Source organism: Mesorhizobium sp. M1142, assembly GCF_040318565.1.
Taxonomy (GTDB): Bacteria; Pseudomonadota; Alphaproteobacteria; order Rhizobiales; family Rhizobiaceae; genus Mesorhizobium.
Genome location: NZ_JAMYMK010000010.1, coordinates 1 through 14,863, shown reverse-complemented (window position 1 = coordinate 14,863; position 14,863 = coordinate 1). Strand labels below are relative to the sequence as shown.

At 61.9% G+C, this 14,863-nt stretch carries 28 protein-coding genes; all 28 read right to left on the bottom strand.

Features of this window, described 5'->3' with window-relative positions; genetic code table 11:
- Positions 1-78: 78 nt before the first annotated feature.
- Positions 79-510 carry a 50S ribosomal protein L17 gene (rplQ, locus tag NKH42_RS17640; RefSeq protein WP_352974328.1) on the bottom strand — a complete coding sequence of 144 codons (432 nt, stop codon included), beginning with the start codon at positions 508-510 and terminating at the stop codon, positions 79-81.
- A 116-nt stretch (positions 511-626) separates the two neighbouring features.
- Complete coding sequence (locus NKH42_RS17635) at positions 627-1,637, bottom strand: DNA-directed RNA polymerase subunit alpha (RefSeq protein WP_023675128.1); 1,011 nt, start codon at positions 1,635-1,637, stop codon at positions 627-629.
- Between the two features lie 104 nt (positions 1,638-1,741).
- Positions 1,742-2,131, bottom strand: a complete 390-nt coding sequence (gene rpsK, locus NKH42_RS17630; protein WP_023799279.1) for a 30S ribosomal protein S11 — start codon at positions 2,129-2,131, stop codon at positions 1,742-1,744.
- A gap of 138 nt (positions 2,132-2,269) precedes the next feature.
- Positions 2,270-2,638: a 30S ribosomal protein S13 gene (gene rpsM, locus NKH42_RS17625; protein WP_006205445.1), complete on the bottom strand. Its 369-nt coding sequence runs from the start codon at positions 2,636-2,638 to the stop codon at positions 2,270-2,272.
- Between the two features lie 198 nt (positions 2,639-2,836).
- Positions 2,837-3,448 (bottom strand): adenylate kinase, encoded by a 612-nt coding sequence (locus NKH42_RS17620; RefSeq protein WP_352507450.1) that lies wholly within the window; start codon positions 3,446-3,448, stop codon positions 2,837-2,839.
- A complete protein-coding gene (gene secY, locus NKH42_RS17615; protein ID WP_023675130.1) occupies positions 3,445-4,785 on the bottom strand; it encodes a preprotein translocase subunit SecY in 1,341 nt (446 codons plus the stop codon). Before secY ends, NKH42_RS17620 begins: the two co-directional genes overlap by 4 nt.
- 191 nt (positions 4,786-4,976) lie before the next feature.
- Positions 4,977-5,450, bottom strand: coding sequence for a 50S ribosomal protein L15 (gene rplO, locus NKH42_RS17610; protein ID WP_023675131.1), 474 nt, complete (start codon positions 5,448-5,450; stop codon positions 4,977-4,979).
- Positions 5,451-5,472: 22 nt separating this feature from the next.
- Positions 5,473-5,670 carry a 50S ribosomal protein L30 gene (gene rpmD, locus NKH42_RS17605; RefSeq protein WP_006205449.1) on the bottom strand — a complete coding sequence of 66 codons (198 nt, stop codon included), beginning with the start codon at positions 5,668-5,670 and terminating at the stop codon, positions 5,473-5,475.
- A 24-nt stretch (positions 5,671-5,694) separates the two neighbouring features.
- Positions 5,695-6,258, bottom strand: a complete 564-nt coding sequence (gene rpsE / locus NKH42_RS17600) for a 30S ribosomal protein S5 (RefSeq protein WP_006333394.1) — start codon at positions 6,256-6,258, stop codon at positions 5,695-5,697.
- 83 nt (positions 6,259-6,341) lie between these two features.
- A complete protein-coding gene (rplR, locus tag NKH42_RS17595; RefSeq protein WP_023675132.1) occupies positions 6,342-6,701 on the bottom strand; it encodes a 50S ribosomal protein L18 in 360 nt (119 codons plus the stop codon).
- A gap of 85 nt (positions 6,702-6,786) precedes the next feature.
- Positions 6,787-7,320, bottom strand: coding sequence for a 50S ribosomal protein L6 (rplF, locus tag NKH42_RS17590; protein WP_023675133.1), 534 nt, complete (start codon positions 7,318-7,320; stop codon positions 6,787-6,789).
- 88 nt (positions 7,321-7,408) lie between these two features.
- Positions 7,409-7,807 carry a 30S ribosomal protein S8 gene (gene rpsH / locus NKH42_RS17585; RefSeq protein ID WP_006205453.1) on the bottom strand — a complete coding sequence of 133 codons (399 nt, stop codon included), beginning with the start codon at positions 7,805-7,807 and terminating at the stop codon, positions 7,409-7,411.
- A gap of 12 nt (positions 7,808-7,819) precedes the next feature.
- Positions 7,820-8,125: a 30S ribosomal protein S14 gene (gene rpsN, locus NKH42_RS17580; protein WP_023675134.1), complete on the bottom strand. Its 306-nt coding sequence runs from the start codon at positions 8,123-8,125 to the stop codon at positions 7,820-7,822.
- A 27-nt stretch (positions 8,126-8,152) separates the two neighbouring features.
- On the bottom strand, positions 8,153-8,731 hold the full coding sequence (rplE, locus tag NKH42_RS17575) for a 50S ribosomal protein L5 (protein WP_008875670.1): 579 nt from the start codon (positions 8,729-8,731) through the stop codon (positions 8,153-8,155).
- Entirely contained in the window at positions 8,724-9,038 is a 315-nt protein-coding gene (gene rplX, locus NKH42_RS17570; RefSeq protein ID WP_254817150.1) for a 50S ribosomal protein L24, read from the bottom strand. The genes rplE and rplX overlap by 8 nt, the downstream gene beginning before the upstream one ends.
- A gap of 12 nt (positions 9,039-9,050) precedes the next feature.
- Positions 9,051-9,419: a 50S ribosomal protein L14 gene (gene rplN / locus NKH42_RS17565; protein WP_006205457.1), complete on the bottom strand. Its 369-nt coding sequence runs from the start codon at positions 9,417-9,419 to the stop codon at positions 9,051-9,053.
- A gap of 82 nt (positions 9,420-9,501) precedes the next feature.
- The gene (gene rpsQ, locus NKH42_RS17560; RefSeq protein ID WP_023675136.1) at positions 9,502-9,741 is read right to left on the bottom strand and encodes a 30S ribosomal protein S17; all 240 of its coding nucleotides are present in this window, start codon (positions 9,739-9,741) and stop codon (positions 9,502-9,504) included.
- Positions 9,742-9,752: 11 nt separating this feature from the next.
- Entirely contained in the window at positions 9,753-9,953 is a 201-nt protein-coding gene (gene rpmC / locus NKH42_RS17555; protein WP_006205459.1) for a 50S ribosomal protein L29, read from the bottom strand.
- A gap of 13 nt (positions 9,954-9,966) precedes the next feature.
- Positions 9,967-10,380 carry a 50S ribosomal protein L16 gene (gene rplP / locus NKH42_RS17550; RefSeq protein WP_006205460.1) on the bottom strand — a complete coding sequence of 138 codons (414 nt, stop codon included), beginning with the start codon at positions 10,378-10,380 and terminating at the stop codon, positions 9,967-9,969.
- A gap of 27 nt (positions 10,381-10,407) precedes the next feature.
- On the bottom strand, positions 10,408-11,130 hold the full coding sequence (gene rpsC / locus NKH42_RS17545) for a 30S ribosomal protein S3 (protein ID WP_352507451.1): 723 nt from the start codon (positions 11,128-11,130) through the stop codon (positions 10,408-10,410).
- Complete coding sequence (gene rplV / locus NKH42_RS17540) at positions 11,130-11,519, bottom strand: 50S ribosomal protein L22 (RefSeq protein WP_006205462.1); 390 nt, start codon at positions 11,517-11,519, stop codon at positions 11,130-11,132. The genes rpsC and rplV overlap by 1 nt, the downstream gene beginning before the upstream one ends.
- Positions 11,520-11,521: 2 nt before the next feature.
- Positions 11,522-11,800, bottom strand: a complete 279-nt coding sequence (gene rpsS, locus NKH42_RS17535; protein ID WP_006205463.1) for a 30S ribosomal protein S19 — start codon at positions 11,798-11,800, stop codon at positions 11,522-11,524.
- 16 nt (positions 11,801-11,816) lie between these two features.
- Complete coding sequence (gene rplB / locus NKH42_RS17530; protein WP_023675138.1) at positions 11,817-12,650, bottom strand: 50S ribosomal protein L2; 834 nt, start codon at positions 12,648-12,650, stop codon at positions 11,817-11,819.
- A gap of 22 nt (positions 12,651-12,672) precedes the next feature.
- Complete coding sequence (locus NKH42_RS17525) at positions 12,673-12,966, bottom strand: 50S ribosomal protein L23 (protein ID WP_006205465.1); 294 nt, start codon at positions 12,964-12,966, stop codon at positions 12,673-12,675.
- Complete coding sequence (gene rplD / locus NKH42_RS17520; RefSeq protein WP_023675140.1) at positions 12,963-13,583, bottom strand: 50S ribosomal protein L4; 621 nt, start codon at positions 13,581-13,583, stop codon at positions 12,963-12,965. The genes NKH42_RS17525 and rplD overlap by 4 nt, the downstream gene beginning before the upstream one ends.
- Positions 13,583-14,311, bottom strand: a complete 729-nt coding sequence (rplC, locus tag NKH42_RS17515; RefSeq protein ID WP_023717519.1) for a 50S ribosomal protein L3 — start codon at positions 14,309-14,311, stop codon at positions 13,583-13,585. Before rplC ends, rplD begins: the two co-directional genes overlap by 1 nt.
- 96 nt (positions 14,312-14,407) lie before the next feature.
- Entirely contained in the window at positions 14,408-14,716 is a 309-nt protein-coding gene (gene rpsJ / locus NKH42_RS17510) for a 30S ribosomal protein S10 (RefSeq protein ID WP_006205468.1), read from the bottom strand.
- A 63-nt stretch (positions 14,717-14,779) separates the two neighbouring features.
- Positions 14,780-14,863, bottom strand: an 84-nt coding sequence (locus NKH42_RS17505; protein ID WP_455749504.1) for an EF-Tu C-terminal domain-related protein, incomplete at its 5' end; no start/stop codon positions are given.

The window sequence follows — 14,863 nt, the reverse complement described above, 5'->3', positions numbered from 1 at the left end:
GCTAGCCCTGCCCGGTACCTTCGGAAACAGAAAAAGGGGCCCGAAGGCCCCTTTTGAACTTCTCAGGAAAGCCGAGCCTTATGCGGCTGCGGCTTCCTCGTCGGTGCCTTCGGCCTCGATGCGGGCACGGTCGCCGGCGCCCTTGGCCGAGGTGTCGCGGTCGACGAACTCGATGACCGCCATTGCCGCGTTATCACCGTGGCGGAAGCCGGCCTTCATGATGCGCAGATAGCCGCCGTTGCGGGTGGCATAACGTGGCGCGATGGTATCGAACAGGCGCTTGACGACGCCTTCATCGCCGATCTGGGCAATAACCTGGCGGCGGGCGTGCAGGTCGCCGCGCTTGCCGAGCGTCACCAGCTTCTCGACGATCGGACGCAAATCCTTCGCCTTCGGCAGCGTGGTGAGGATCTGCTCGTGCTCGATAAGCGACACGGCAAGGTTGGCAAACATCGACTTGCGATGGCTTATGCTGCGGGCGAACCGGCGGCCTTTAAATCCGTGGCGCATGGCTCTTCTCCTTCATTGCGGTTTCAAGAGGCCTGAGCCCCAGTTGGTTAGCCGCATGATCTTGTCCGAAAAGTCTGCAACTTTTTGCTGCGCTGACCTTCGGTTCGGGATCATGCTTAATATTGATCTTCGTAACGCTTGGCGAGGTCTTCGATGTTTTCCGGCGGCCAGTCCGGCACTTCCATGCCGAGATGCAGGCCCATCGCCGCCAAGACCTCCTTGATCTCGTTCAGCGACTTGCGGCCGAAGTTCGGGGTGCGCAGCATCTCGGCTTCGGTCTTCTGGATCAGGTCGCCGATATAGACGATGTTGTCGTTCTTCAGGCAGTTGGCCGAACGCACCGAAAGCTCGAGCTCGTCGACCTTCTTGAGCAGCGCCGGGTTGAAGGCAAGCTCGGTAACCTGTTCGGCGGCGACTTCCTTCTGCGGCTCGTCGAAATTGACGAACAGGCCGAGCTGGTCCTGCAGGATGCGAGCGGCGAAGGCCACTGCGTCCTCGCCCGAGATCGAACCATCGGTCTCGATGGTCATGGTCAGCTTGTCATAGTCGAGAACCTGGCCCTCGCGGGTGTTCTCGACCTTGTAGGAGACCTTTTTGACCGGCGAATACAGGCTGTCGACGGGGATCAGCCCGATCGGCGCGTCCTCGGCGCGGTTGCGGTCGGCCGGCACATAGCCCTTGCCGGTGTCGACGGTGAATTCCATGCGGATTTCAGCGCCCTCGTCCAGCGTGCAGATGACGTGGTCGGGATTGAGTATCTCGACGTCGCCAACGGTCTGGATGTCGCCGGCGAGAACCGCACCCGGTCCCTGCTTGCGTACGACCATGCGCTTGGGGCCGTCGCCTTCCATACGGATGGCGATTTCCTTGATGTTCAAGACGATGTCGGTCACGTCCTCGCGCACGCCGGCGATGGACGAGAATTCATGCAGAACGCCGTCGATCTGCACGGCGGTCACAGCCGCGCCACGCAGCGAAGATAGAAGCACGCGGCGCAGCGCGTTGCCGAGGGTGAGGCCGAAGCCGCGCTCGAGCGGCTCGGCGACGAGCGTGGTCAGCGTCTTCTTCTTCGACGAGAACTCGATCTTGTTCGGCTTTATCAGTTCTTGCCAATTTTTCTGGATCATAGTGCTTTCCTTCCGTTGTCCCGCCACCATCCAATCGTGGCGGGCGACCTGGAATACCGTGGAGGAGCGCCCTTGAGGCGCTCGCGCGGCGTTCGGTAAATTCTTTAAACGCGGCGCTTCTTGCGCGGGCGGCAACCATTATGCGGGATCGGCGTCACATCACGGATCGAGGTGATGGTGAAGCCGGCGGCCTGCAGCGCGCGCAGCGCCGATTCACGACCGGAGCCGGGTCCACAGACCTCGACCTCCAGCATACGCATGCCGTGTTCCTGGGCCTTCTTGGCAACATCTTCGGCGGCCATCTGGGCAGCGAACGGGGTCGACTTGCGCGATCCCTTGAAGCCCTGGGCTCCAGCCGACGACCAGGCAATCGAGTTACCCTGCGCGTCGGTAATGGTGATCATCGTGTTGTTGAAGGTCGAATTAACGTGGGCAACGCCCGACGAGATGTTCTTGCGTTCGCGACGGCGAACACGAGTGGCTTCCTTGGCCATGATGGTCCTTTCAGTTGATCTCTACACCGCCGTAATGCCAGCGGCTCCACCAGGGAGAAGGCAGTAGGGGAATATGGCAGTAGGGCAGTATGTCTGCCGTTCCTAGTGCCTTACTGCCCTACTCCTTACTGCCCTAAATTACTTCTTCTTTCCGGCAATCGACTTGGCCGGCCCCTTGCGGGTGCGCGCATTGGTATGTGTGCGCTGACCACGAACCGGCAGCGAGCGGCGGTGACGCAGACCGCGGTAGCAGCCGAGGTCCATGAGTCGCTTGATGTTCATTGACACTTCGCGGCGCAGATCGCCCTCGACCTGATAGTCGCGGTCGATGGTCTCGCGGATCTGCAGCACTTCCGCGTCGGTCAGCTGGTTGACGCGACGCTCGGCCGGGATGCCGACCTTGTCGACGATCTCCTGGGCGAACTTCTTGCCAATGCCGTGAATGTATTGAAGCGCGATGACGACGCGCTTGTTGGTCGGAATGTTGACGCCGGCTATACGAGCCATGTTCTTCTCTTCTCCATGTAGGCCGGGCGAGCCGGCGCTTCAAGTTGCCCCGCGTCCGGTGGAGGCCGGCCCTTGCGGGAGTTTCCAGTTCAAAGCGGCCTGCCTTGCCCTTGCGGACAAGCAAGCCTCATGCCTGATAGGAAGACGGGCCGCCATACCCCAGCGGGCCGCTCCAGTCAAGCGCAATCGTTCGATTCTCTAGCCGGCCGCTCGGCCAACCTGCCGGGTCGTCGCCCTGAGCACCGCCTCGATCTGCTGCGTCACCGCATCGATGTCGGCCATGCCATCGACGCCCTTGAGTTTGCCCTTGGCATAGTAGTAGCCGATCAGCGGCGAGGTTTTCTTGTAATATTCCCTCAAGCGTTCTTCGAACACCGCTGGACTGTCGTCCTTGCGCACCGGCAGGCCTGCGGCCTTGGCTTCTTCGGCGCGCTTGACGATTCGGCCAACCAGCGCCTTGTCGTCGACGACAAATTCGATGACCGCGTCTAGCTCCAGTCCGCGATCCGACAGCATTTCCTCAACGGCGTCCGCTTGCACCAGAGTTCGGGGATACCCGTCAAGGATGAAACCGTTTGCGCAATCAGCTTGATCGATGCGCTCGGCCACGATGGCATTGACGATAGCGTCGGACACCAGTTCGCCAGCGTCCATCACCGCCTTGGCGCGCTTGCCGACTTCGGTGCCGGCCTGAACAGCAGCACGCAGCATGTCCCCCGTGGAAAGCTGTGGGATGCCGTGTCGTTCTACCAGTCTCAGTGCTTGTGTCCCCTTGCCCGCCCCCGGCGGTCCAAGCAATATCAACCTCATCTGGCCTTTTTCCCCCCGCGCAACTTCGACTTCTTGATCAGGCCCTCATACTGGTGCGCGATCAGGTGACCCTGAATCTGCGCCACCGTATCGAGCGTTACACTGACCACGATCAGGAGCGAAGTGCCACCAAGGTAGAACGGTACGCCAGTCGCTGAAATCAGGAACTCGGGCAACAGACACACCAGCACCAGATAAATGGCGCCGACGACGGTGATGCGGGTGAGCACATAGTCGATATAGTCCGCAGTGCGCTCGCCCGGACGATAGCCCGGGATGAAGCCCGAATGCTTCTTGAGCTGGTCGGCGGTGTCCTTCGGATTGAAGACGATCGCCGTATAGAAGAAGGCGAAGAACACGATCATCGCCGCGTAGAAGGCCATATAGAGCGGTTGGCCGTGGCCGAGCGCCGCCAGGATGGTGCTAGCCCATGCAGGCATATTGGTGGTCTGCGAGAAGCCGGCGACGGTCGCAGGCAGTAGCAGCAGCGACGAGGCGAAGATCGGCGGAATGACGCCGGACGTGTTGAGCTTCAGCGGCAGATGCGAGGTATCGCCCTGGAACATGCGATTGCCAACCTGGCGCTTGGGATACTGGATCAGCAGGCGGCGCTGGGCGCGCTCGAAGAAGACGATCAGCGCGATGACGATGATGGCGAGCACGATGATCGCCAGGATCAGGCCGGTCGACAAGGCGCCGGTGCGGCCAAGCTCCAGCGTGCCGGAGATGGCGCGCGGCAGGCCGGCGACGATGCCGGAGAAGATGATCAGCGAAATGCCGTTGCCGATGCCGCGGGCGGTGATCTGCTCGCCAAGCCACATCAGGAACATGGTGCCGCCGACCAGCGTGACGACGGTAGAGATGCGGAAGAACATGCCGGGATCGTTGACGATGCCGTTGCCGCCCTCAAGCCCGACCGAAATCCCGTACGCCTGGACAAGCGCCAGAAGCACTGTGCCGTAGCGCGTGTACTGGTTGATGATCTTGCGGCCCTGCTCGCCTTCCTTCTTCAGCGCTTCCAGCGATGGAATGACCGAGGTCATCAGCTGCATAATGATGGAAGCGGAGATATAGGGCATAATGCCAAGGGCAAAGATCGCCATGCGCTGCACGGCGCCGCCGGCGAACATGTTGAACATGCCGAGCACGCCCTTGCTCTGCGACGAGAAGGCCTGGGCGAAAGCGTCGGGATTGATGCCGGGCAGCGGGATGTAGGTGCCAAGACGGTAGACGAGCAGCGCGCCGATGGTGAACCAGATGCGCTTCTTCAAATCCTCGGCTTTGGCGAAGGCCGAAAAATTCAGATTCGAGGCTAGTTGTTCAGCAGCCGAAGCCATGCCTGATTCTCCGCTTGGTCACGCTCGATGCCCGCAGCTCAGGCGGCGCGTGTCACCGAAGCTCACGAGATAAGCTCCGGACTGCAAACATGCAAGCGGCCGCGTTGATGCGGCCGCCACATCTGTCGGATCAAAGCACGACCGCAGGCAAAACCGAATTCCGCCTTTGCCGAACGTGCTTCAAATTGCCGTTACTCGGCGGCTGCCTGCTCAGGCAGTTTCACCGAGCCGCCGGCCTTTTCGATCTTCTCGATCGCGGCCTTGGAGGCTCCGGCCACGTCGAAGGCAAGCTTGGCCTTGATGTCGCCGTCCGAAAGGATGCGCACGCCGTCCTTGACGCGACGGATGACGCCGGCCGCAACCAGCGCCTCGGCCGTCACAACTGTCTTAGCGTCAAGCTTCTTGGCATCGAGCGCCGCCTGGATGCGGGCCAGCGACACGACAGTGAAGCTCTTGGCGAAGATATTGTTGAAGCCGCGCTTCGGCAGACGCCGGTAGAGCGGCATCTGGCCACCCTCGAAGCCGTTGACGGCGACACCGGAGCGCGCCTTCTGGCCCTTAACGCCGCGACCGGCGGTCTTGCCCGAACCGGAACCGATGCCACGGCCGAGACGCTTCTTGGAGTGCGTCGCGCCGTCCTTGTCACGCAGATCATTGAGTTTCATCTGGATTCTCCTGCGCTCTGGCTCAGCCCTCGTCCACGACGCGGACGAGATGCTGGACGGCAGCGATCATGCCGCGCACCGAGGGCGTATCCTCCAGCGTGCGCTGCTTGTGCATCTTGTTGAGGCCGAGGCCGACCAGCGTTGCGCGCTGCTCCTTCGGCCGGCGGATCGGCGAACCGATCTGCTCGACGGTGATGGTCTTGGTTGCTTTCTTGGCCATGGTCAGATCCCTGGTCAGCGTCGACTATTCTTCAGCCGCAACGGCGGTGCCGCGGCGGGCCTGAAGGGTCGAATACTTGATGCCGCGCGCGGCAGCCACATCCTTCGGATGCATCTGGCTCTTCAGCGCGTCGAAAGTGGCGCGAACCATGTTGTAGGGGTTGGAAGAACCCATCGACTTGGCGACCACGTCATGCATGCCGAGCGTCTCGAATACGGCGCGCATCGGGCCGCCGGCGATGATGCCGGTACCTTGCTTGGCGGCGCGCAGCAGGACCCGTCCCGCGCCCCAGCGTCCCTCGACGTCATGGTGCAGCGTGCGGCCCGAGCGCAACGGCACGAAGATCATGTCGCGCTTGGCCGATTCGGTCGCCTTGCGGATCGCCTCCGGCACTTCGCGCGCCTTGCCGTGGCCGAAGCCGACGCGGCCCTTCTGGTCGCCGACGACAACGAGTGCTGCAAAGCCGAAGCGCCGGCCGCCCTTGACGACCTTGGCGACACGGTTGATGTGGACGAGCTTGTCGACCATGCCGTCGTCGCGCTCTTCGCGATCACGGCCACGGCCGCCATCCCTACGTTCCTGTGCCATATCCTGTTCCTTGTTTTTTTCCGGAAGCACGGTTGATGATGATATCCGGCGGCCTCTGTGGGTCGCCGGGGCGAATTTCGTTTTTAGAAGCTCAGACCACCTTCACGTGCAGCCTCGGCAAGCGCCTTGACGCGGCCGTGGTAGATGTAGGCGCCGCGGTCGAAGACGACTTCCTTGACGCCGGCCTTCGAGGCACGCTCGGCGATCAGCTTGCCGATGGCAGCTGCGGCCGCGGTGTCGGCGCCGGTCTTGAGCGAGCCCTTGAGCTCCTTCTCAAGCGTCGAAGCAGCCGCGATGGTGTGGCCCTTGGCGTCGTCGATCACCTGGACATAGATGTTCTTCGACGTGCGATGGACCGACAAACGCGGACGATCGCCGGCAACCTTTTTGATCTGGCGGCGGACGCGCTGAGCGCGGCGTTGGGTGGATTCTTTCGAGCCCATGATATCAGTTCCTTGCCTTCAAAAAACGGGGGCAACCATATGCGGTAGGACGAGCCTCCCGCGACCGCTCCCCGCGGCGTTAAAATTACTTCTTCTTGCCTTCCTTGCGGACGATCTTCTCGCCAGCATAGCGAACGCCCTTGCCCTTGTAGGGCTCGGGGCTGCGGTACTCGCGGATCTCGGCGGCAACCTGGCCGACCTGCTGCTTGTCGATGCCGGTCACGGTGATTTCCGTCGGCTTCGGCACCGAAATCGTCACGCCCTGCGGCGTCTCGTAGACAACGTCGTGGCTGAAGCCGAGCGCCAGCTGCAGGTTCTTGCCTTGCATCGCGGCGCGATAGCCGACGCCGGTGATCTCGAGCTTCTTTTCGAAGCCGTCCTTGACGCCCTGCAGGATGTTGACGATCTGCGTGCGCGACATGCCCCATTTGGAACGGGCGGTCTTGGTCTGGTCGCGCGGCTGGACAGCGATCTCGCTGCCTTCCATCTTGACCAGCACTTCGTCGTTCACCACGAACTTCAGCTCGCCCTTCGGACCCTTCGCCGTCACGGTCTGGCCGTTGACGGTCGCGGTCACGCCCTGCGGCAGCGAAACGGGTTTCTTTCCAATACGAGACATTCTGTTGTCCTCGTCACTTCTCTTGTTTCAGGTCTCGGTTTTCGGGACTTGATCCCGAAAGCCGGATTCCAACGGGTCACATACCAGATCAGAAGATCTGGCAGAGGATTTCCCCGCCGACATTCTGTTCGCGCGCTTCGTGGTCGGCCATCACACCCTTCGGCGTCGAAAGAATGGCGATGCCGAGGCCGTTGGCGACGTGTGGTATCGACTTGGCCGAAACGTAGACGCGGCGGCCGGGCTTCGAGACCCGGGCGATTTCGCGCACCACCGGCGCACCGTCGAAATACTTCAGCTCGATCTCGATTTCGGACTTGCCGTTGTCGAAGTCGGTCTGGCTGTAGTCGCGGATATAGCCTTCGGCCTTCAGCACGTCGAGGACACGGGTGCGCAGGCGCGAAGCCGGCGTCGAAACGCTCGACTTCTTACGGCCATACGCGTTGCGGATGCGGGTCAGCATATCGCCGAGAGGATCGCTCAATGACATCTTATGTCCTCCTTACCAGCTCGACTTGACCAGGCCCGGGATCTGGCCGTTATTGCCGAGATCACGAAGCGCGATACGCGATACTTTGAGCTTGCGATAATAGGCACGCGGACGTCCGGTGACTTCGCAGCGGTTGCGGATGCGGGTCTTGGCCGAGTTGCGCGGCAGCGCCGAAAGCTTCAGCTGAGCGCGGAAGCGCTCTTCCATCGGCTTGGACTGATCCATGATGATCGCCTTGAGCACCTTGCGCTTGGCAGCGAACTGGTCCGCAAGCTTGCGGCGCCTGTTGTTCTTCTCGACTGAGCTGGTCTTTGCCATTTCAGATTTTTCCTTTTCTCGCTGCCGTTACTGGCGGAAGGGGAAGTTGAAGGCCTTGAGCAATGCCCTGGCTTCGTCGTCCGTCTTCGCAGTCGTACAAACGATGACGTCCATGCCCCAGATCTGATCAACCTTGTCGTAGTTGATCTCCGGGAACACGATGTGTTCCTTGATGCCCATGGCATAGTTGCCACGGCCATCGAAGCTCTTCGGGTTGAGCCCGCGGAAGTCGCGGACGCGCGGCAGTGCGATGTTCACGAGGCGGTCGAGGAACTCGTACATGCGTTCCTTGCGCAGCGTGACCTTGGCGCCGATCGGCATCTTCTCGCGAACCTTGAAGCCGGCGATCGAGTTGCGGGCGCGGGTGACAACGGCCTTCTGGCCGGCGATCATTGCAAGGTCCTCCGCCGCGATCGAAGGCTTCTTCGAATCGCCGGTCGCCTCGCCGACGCCCATGTTCAACACGATCTTGTCGATGCGCGGAACCTGCATCTCGTTCTCGTAGCCGAACTGCTCCTGCAGCGCCTTGCGAATGGTCTCGTTGTAGACCTGCTTGAGGCGCGGCGTGTTCTGGGCAGTTGCCTGCTTGGTTTGAGCCTTAGCCATTGATGACTTCTCCCGAGCGCTTGGCGACGCGCACCTTCTTGCCGTCCTTCTGGAAGATGAAGCCGACGCGGGTCGGCTTGCCATCCTTGGGGTCGGCCAGCGCGATGTTCGACAGCTGGATCGGCGCTTCCTTGGTGATGATCCCGCCCTCTTGGGACTGGGACTGCTTCTGATGACGACGGATCAGGTTGACGCCGCGCACCAGCGCGGTGTCGTCCTTCGGCTGCACCGAAAGGACTTCGCCCGAACGGCCCTTGTCCTTGCCGGCCAGCACGACGACCTTGTCGCCTTTTCTAATCTTTTGCATTGGTCCGGCTCCTTACAGCACTTCAGGCGCGAGCGAGATGATCTTCATGTGGTTCTTGGCGCGGAGTTCGCGCGGAACCGGTCCGAAGATACGCGTGCCGATCGGCTCTTTCTTGTTGTCGACGAGAACGGCTGCGTTCTTGTCGAAACGGATCACGCTGCCGTCCGGGCGGCGGATGTCCTTGGCCGTGCGAACCACGACCGCCTTCATCACATCGCCCTTCTTGACGCGGCCGCGCGGGATGGCTTCCTTGATCGACACCACGATGATGTCGCCCACGGAAGCGTATTTCCGCTTCGAGCCGCCCAGCACCTTGATGCACATGACACGACGGGCGCCGGAATTATCCGCGACGTCGAGGTTTGTTTGCATCTGAATCATGACTGGCCGCCTTCTTCTTTTCTAACGGGACGGGTTTCTCACCCCTCCCCGGTCTGTCCAAAATTCGTTTCGTTAGCCCCGATCAGGCCTGGTCCGAAGACACCACGACCCAGCGCTTGTCCTTGGAAATCGGCTTCGATTCCTGGATGAACACCTGATCACCGACCTTGTGGGCGTTGTTCTCGTCGTGCGCCTTGTACTTCTTGGTCATGCGCACGGTCTTCTTCATCACGGGATGCGTGAAGCGCCGTTCGACCTTGACGACAACCGTCTTCTCGTTCTTGTCGCTGACGACGGTGCCCTGCAGAATGCGCTTTGGCATGGTTTTCGTCCTTAAGCCTTCTTGGCCGCGGACTTTTCCGCAGCGATGGTCTTGATACGCGCAATGTCCTTGCGGACCTGCCTCACGCGCGCGGTCTTCTCAAGCTGGCCGGTGGCCTTCTGGAAGCGCAGGTTGAACTGCTCCTTCTTCAGGCTGGCCAGGTCGTCGGTCAGCTGGTCCTGCGTCTTGGTCCGGATGTCTTCGGCTTTCATGATCAGCCCGTCCTTATTCTGCGATGCGCTGTACGAAGCGCGTCCTGACCGAGAGCTTGGCCGCGCCGAGACGCAGCGCCTCACGGGCGGTTTCTTCGTTGACGCCGTCGATCTCGAACATGATGCGACCCGGCTTGACGCGTGCCGCCCAGTAGTCGACGGCGCCCTTGCCCTTACCCATACGGACTTCAGTCGGCTTCGACGTAACCGGCACGTCCGGGAAGATACGGATCCACACCCGGCCGGCGCGCTTCATCTCGCGGGTGATCGCGCGGCGAGCCGCCTCGATCTCACGCGCGGTGACGCGATTCGGCTCAAGCGCCTTCAGCCCGAAACCACCGAAATCCAGGTTGGTGCCGCCCTTGGCGGTACCGTGGATGCGGCCCTTGAACTGCTTGCGGAACTTTGTGCGCTTTGGCTGCAGCATCGTTCTAACTCCAAATTCCTGACTGTCTTACGCGTTTTCGCGACGGCGACCGCGCTCGCGCTCACCACCACCATGCGCATGATCGCCCTCGGTGGCGCGGCGCTCCGAAGCCATCGGGTCGTGCTCGAGGATCTCGCCCTTGAACACCCAGACCTTGACGCCGCAGATACCGTAGGCCGTATTCGCCTCGGCCGTGCCGTAGTCGACATCGGCGCGCAGCGTATGCAGCGGCACGCGGCCTTCGCGATACCATTCCATGCGCGCGATCTCGGCGCCGCCGAGACGGCCGGCGCAGTTGATGCGGATGCCTTCGGCACCCAGGCGCATCGCCGACTGGACGGCGCGCTTCATGGCGCGGCGGAACGCGATGCGGCGCTCGAGCTGCTGGGCGATCGACTGGGCGACCAGGGTCGCGTCGATCTCCGGCTTGCGCACTTCGACGATGTTCAAATGCGTCTCGGACTTGGTCATCTCCATCAGCTTCTTGCGAAGCTTCTCGATGTCGGCGCCCTTCTTGCCGATGATCAGGCCCGGACGCGCCGCATGGATGGTGACGCGGCACTTCTTGTGCGGACGCTCGATCACGACCTTCGAGATCGCAGCCTGCTTGAGTTCCTTCTCAAGATATTTGCGGATCTTGATGTCCTCGTGCAGCAGCTTGCCGTATTCGCCGGTGTTCGCGAACCACCGCGAATCCCAGGTGCGGTTGATGCCGAGACGCAGACCGATCGGATTGACTTTCTGGCCCATTATGCGGCCTCCCCTTTTTCTTCGACTTCACGAACGACGATCGTGAGGTGCGAGAACGGCTTCTCGATACGGCTGGCGCGACCACGGCCACGGGCATGGAACCGCTTCATGACAATCGACTTGCCGACATAGGCTTCCGCCACGATCAGCGCATCGACGTCGAGGTCGTGGTTGTTTTCCGCGTTGGCGATCGCCGATTCCAGCGTCTTCTTGACCGTGCCGGAAATCCGCTTGGCCGAGAATTCGAGGTCGGAAAGCGCTGTCGCGACCTTCTTGCCGCGGATCAGCGCGGCAACCAGGTTCAGCTTCTGCGGGCTGATACGGATCGTGCGCAACACGGCGCGCGCTTCGTTGTCAGCAAGCCTGCGCGGAGCTTTGGCCTTGCCCATGATTATTTCCTCTTCGCCTTCTTATCCGCGCCGTGACCGTAATAGGTCCGGGTCGGAGCGAATTCACCGAACTTGTGACCGACCATGTCCTCGTTCACCGAGACGGGAACGTGTTTCTGGCCGTTGTAGACGCCGAAGGTGAAGCCGACGAACTGCGGCAGGATGGTGGAGCGGCGGCTCCACATCTTGATCACCTCATTGCGACCACCTTCACGAACCTTGTCCACCTTCTTCAGAAGGTAGCCGTCGATGAAGGGGCCTTTCCAAATCGAACGAGTCACTTGGCGTTACCTCTTCTTAGCTCTTGCGCTGATGGCGCGAGCGCAGGATGAACTTGTCGGTCGCCTTGTTGGACCGCGTCTTCTTGCCCTTGGTCGGCTTGCCCCAGGGCGAAACCGGATGGCGGCCACCCGAGGTGCGGCCTTCGCCGCCGCCATGCGGATGGTCGACCGGGTTCATGGTCACGCCGCGATTGTGCGGACGTTTGCCACGCCACACGGTGCGGCCAGCCTTGCCGTCATTGATGTTACCGTGGTCTGGGTTGGACACGGCGCCGACAGTGGCCATGCAGGAGCCGTGGACGACACGCTGCTCGCCCGAATTGAGGCGCAGGATCGCCATGCCCTGGTCGCGGCCGACGAGCTGGCCATAACCACCGGCCGAACGGGCGACCTGAGCGCCCTTGCCGGGCTTCAGCTCGATATTATGGACGATCGTGCCGACCGGCATCGAGGCCAGCGGCATCGCATTGCCCGGCTTCACGTCGACCGATTCACCGGCCACGATCTTGTCGCCGGGAGCCAGACGCTGCGGGGCGATGATGTAGGACAGCTCGCCATCGTCGTACTTGATCAGCGCGATGAAGGCGGTGCGGTTCGGATCGTACTCGATACGCTCAACCGTACCGACGACGTCGAACTTGCGGCGCTTGAAGTCGATGATGCGGTAGGTGCGCTTGTGACCGCCGCCGATGAAGCGGGCCGTGATGCGGCCGTAATTGTTGCGGCCGCCCGACTTGGTCAGGCCTTCGGTCAGGCCCTTGACGGGCTTGCCCTTGTAGAGGCCCGAGCGGTCGACGATGACCAGCTGACGGGTGCTCGGCGTTACCGGGTTGAATTTTTTCAGTGCCATTGTTCTGTCCTCGCGACCTTGCTCAGAGACCCGTCGCGACGTCGATCGACTGGCCGTCGGCCAGCGTCACAACCGCCTTCTTGACGTCGCTCTGGCGGCCGATCGTGCCGCGGAAGCGCTTGATCTTGCCCTTGCGGACAAGCGTGTTCACAGCCATCACCTTGACGCCGAACAGCGCTTCGACGGCGGCCTTGATTTCCGGCTTCGACGCCTTCTTGGCGACATTGAAGACGACCTGGTTCTGCTCGGAAGCCATGGTCGACTTTTCGGTGATCGCCGGCGAGACGATCACGTCGTAGTGACGAAGGTCGGTCATTTGAAGCGCTCCTCGAGAGCCTCGACGGCGGCCTTGGAAAGGACCAGCGTGCCGCGGCGCAGAATGTCGTAGACGTTGATGCCCTGGATGGGCAGCACGTCGATGTTCGGGATGTTGGTCGCGGCCAGCTTGAAATTCTTGTCAAGCTCGGCGCCGCCGATCACCAGGGCGTTGCTCAGGCCCAGCGTCGCGAAATTCGCGATCAGTGCCTTGGTCTTGGCCTCGGTCAGCTTCAGCTCGTCGATGATGATGATCGACGCGCTTTTGGCCTTGGCCGAAAGCGCATGCTTGAGACCGAGCGCACGCACCTTCTTCGGCAGATCGTGCTCGTGGCTGCGCACGACCGGGCCGTGGGCCTTGCCGCCGCCGCGGAACTGCGGAGCGCGAGCCGAATGGTGACGGGCGCGGCCGGTACCCTTCTGCTTGTACATCTTGGCGCCGGTGCGGGCGATTTCCGCGCGGCCCTTGGCCTTGTGCGTGCCCTGCTGCTTCTTGGCGAGCTGCCAGCGCACGACGCGCTGCAGGATGTCCTCGCGCGGATCAAGGCCGAAAATCTCTTCGGAGAGCTTCAGCTTACCGGCGTCCTTGCCGCCAAGCGTTGTAATCTTGAGGTCCATTATTCCGCTCCCTCTGTGGCCGGGGCCTCGTTCTTGGCGGCACCATCGGTTGCAACGGCGCGGATCGCGGCGGGCTTCGGCGCATTGGCCGGAAGCGCCACCTTGGCCGCATCGCGGACCAGGATCCATGCACCCTTCGAACCCGGGACCGCACCGCGGATCAGGATCAGGCCACGATCGGCGTCAGTCGAGACGACCTCGACATTCTGCGTGGTGACGCGGGTGTCACCCATGTGTCCGGCCATATGCTTGCCCTTGAACACCTTGCCCGGATCCTGGCGCTGGCCGGTCGAGCCGTGTGTACGGTGCGACACCGAGTTGCCGTGCGTCGCGCGGCCGCCACCCATGTGGTGCCGCTTGATGACGCCCTGGAAACCCTTGCCGATCGTGGTTCCCGTCACATCGACCTTCTGGCCGACGACGAAATGCTCGACGGTGATCTCGGCGCCGACATCGATCATGTTGTCGGCGGAGACGCGGAACTCGGCAACCTTGGCCTTGGGCTCGACGGAAGCGGTCGCGAAATGGCCGCGCATCGCCTTCGACGTGTTCTTCACCTTGGCAAGGCCAACGCCGAGCTGGACGGCGGTATAGCCGTTCTTCTCCTGCGTGCGCTGCGCCACGACCTGGCAGTTCTCCATCTGGAGAACAGTGACGGGAACATGTTCCCCGGCATCGTTGTAGATGCGGGTCATTCCCACCTTCTTTGCAATCACACCTGAACGCATCGGTTCAATTCCTTTAGAGTTCCCTGTCGGGGCTGTCGCCCCTCCACGCCTCTTGTTCCTTCAGAGTTCCGGGTCGCCCCGCTGACCTCTGGTTTCTTAGAGCTTGATCTCGACGTCGACACCGGCGGCCAGGTCGAGCTTCATCAAAGCATCGACCGTCTGCGGGGTCGGGTCGACGATGTCGAGCAGACGCTTGTGCGTGCGCATCTCGAACTGCTCGCGGCTCTTCTTGTCGACGTGAGGCGACCGGTTGACCGTGAACTTTTCGATCCGCGTCGGCAGCGGAATTGGGCCGCGGACGTTGGCGCCGGTGCGCTTGGCGGTCGACACGATTTCCCGTGTCGAGGCGTCGAGCACCCGGTGATCAAACGCCTTCAGGCGGATGCGGATATTCTGTCCGTTCATGCGTCACTTCCTTGTTCTGGCGCGGCGCGGGCAGCGCCCGCGACAGATCGGTTTAAGTCCAAATTACTCTTTGATGGTGACGACGATGCCGGCACCGACGGTGCGGCCGCCTTCACGGATGGCGAAGCGCAGCTTCTCTTCCATGGC

Coding starts and splice junctions, on each gene's coding strand:
- NKH42_RS17620 (WP_352507450.1), bottom strand. CDS start 3,448: ATGAGGTTGATATTGCTTGGACCGCCGGGGGCGGGCAAGGGGACACAA.
- rplF (WP_023675133.1), bottom strand. CDS start 7,320: ATGTCTCGTATTGGAAAGAAACCCGTTTCGCTGCCGCAGGGCGTGACC.
- rplN (WP_006205457.1), bottom strand. CDS start 9,419: ATGATTCAGATGCAAACAAACCTCGACGTCGCGGATAATTCCGGCGCC.
- NKH42_RS17525 (WP_006205465.1), bottom strand. CDS start 12,966: ATGACCGACCTTCGTCACTACGACGTGATCGTCTCGCCGGCGATCACC.
- rpsC (WP_352507451.1), bottom strand. CDS start 11,130: ATGGGCCAGAAAGTCAATCCGATCGGTCTGCGTCTCGGCATCAACCGC.
- rpmD (WP_006205449.1), bottom strand. CDS start 5,670: ATGGCCAAGAAAGCAACCAAGACCATCACCGTCGAGCAGATCGGTTCG.
- rplQ (WP_352974328.1), bottom strand. CDS start 510: ATGCGCCACGGATTTAAAGGCCGCCGGTTCGCCCGCAGCATAAGCCAT.
- rplR (WP_023675132.1), bottom strand. CDS start 6,701: ATGGGCTCGAAAGAATCCACCCAACGCCGCGCTCAGCGCGTCCGCCGC.
- rplD (WP_023675140.1), bottom strand. CDS start 13,583: ATGGACCTCAAGATTACAACGCTTGGCGGCAAGGACGCCGGTAAGCTG.
- rplP (WP_006205460.1), bottom strand. CDS start 10,380: ATGCTGCAGCCAAAGCGCACAAAGTTCCGCAAGCAGTTCAAGGGCCGC.
- rplC (WP_023717519.1), bottom strand. CDS start 14,311: ATGCGTTCAGGTGTGATTGCAAAGAAGGTGGGAATGACCCGCATCTAC.
- rplE (WP_008875670.1), bottom strand. CDS start 8,731: ATGGCTAAGGCTCAAACCAAGCAGGCAACTGCCCAGAACACGCCGCGC.
- rplV (WP_006205462.1), bottom strand. CDS start 11,519: ATGGGCAAGGCCAAAGCTCCGCGCAGGCTTGCTGACAACGAAGCGCGC.
- rplB (WP_023675138.1), bottom strand. CDS start 12,650: ATGGCACTGAAAAAATTCAACCCGGTAACGCCGAGCACCCGTCAGCTG.
- rpsJ (WP_006205468.1), bottom strand. CDS start 14,716: ATGAACGGACAGAATATCCGCATCCGCCTGAAGGCGTTTGATCACCGG.
- secY (WP_023675130.1), bottom strand. CDS start 4,785: ATGGCTTCGGCTGCTGAACAACTAGCCTCGAATCTGAATTTTTCGGCC.
- rpsH (WP_006205453.1), bottom strand. CDS start 7,807: ATGTCATTGAGCGATCCTCTCGGCGATATGCTGACCCGCATCCGCAAC.
- rpsN (WP_023675134.1), bottom strand. CDS start 8,125: ATGGCAAAGACCAGCTCAGTCGAGAAGAACAACAGGCGCCGCAAGCTT.
- rpsE (WP_006333394.1), bottom strand. CDS start 6,258: ATGGCACAGGAACGTAGGGATGGCGGCCGTGGCCGTGATCGCGAAGAG.
- rplX (WP_254817150.1), bottom strand. CDS start 9,038: ATGCAAAAGATTAGAAAAGGCGACAAGGTCGTCGTGCTGGCCGGCAAG.
- rplO (WP_023675131.1), bottom strand. CDS start 5,450: ATGAAACTCAATGATCTGCGTGACAAGGACGGCGCGACGCACTCCAAG.
- rpsK (WP_023799279.1), bottom strand. CDS start 2,131: ATGGCCAAGGAAGCCACTCGTGTTCGCCGTCGCGAACGCAAGAACATC.
- NKH42_RS17635 (WP_023675128.1), bottom strand. CDS start 1,637: ATGATCCAGAAAAATTGGCAAGAACTGATAAAGCCGAACAAGATCGAG.
- rpsQ (WP_023675136.1), bottom strand. CDS start 9,741: ATGCCAAAGCGCATTCTGCAGGGCACCGTCGTCAGCGACAAGAACGAG.
- rpmC (WP_006205459.1), bottom strand. CDS start 9,953: ATGAAAGCCGAAGACATCCGGACCAAGACGCAGGACCAGCTGACCGAC.
- rpsM (WP_006205445.1), bottom strand. CDS start 2,638: ATGGCTCGTATAGCCGGCGTCAACATTCCGACCAACAAGCGCGTCGTC.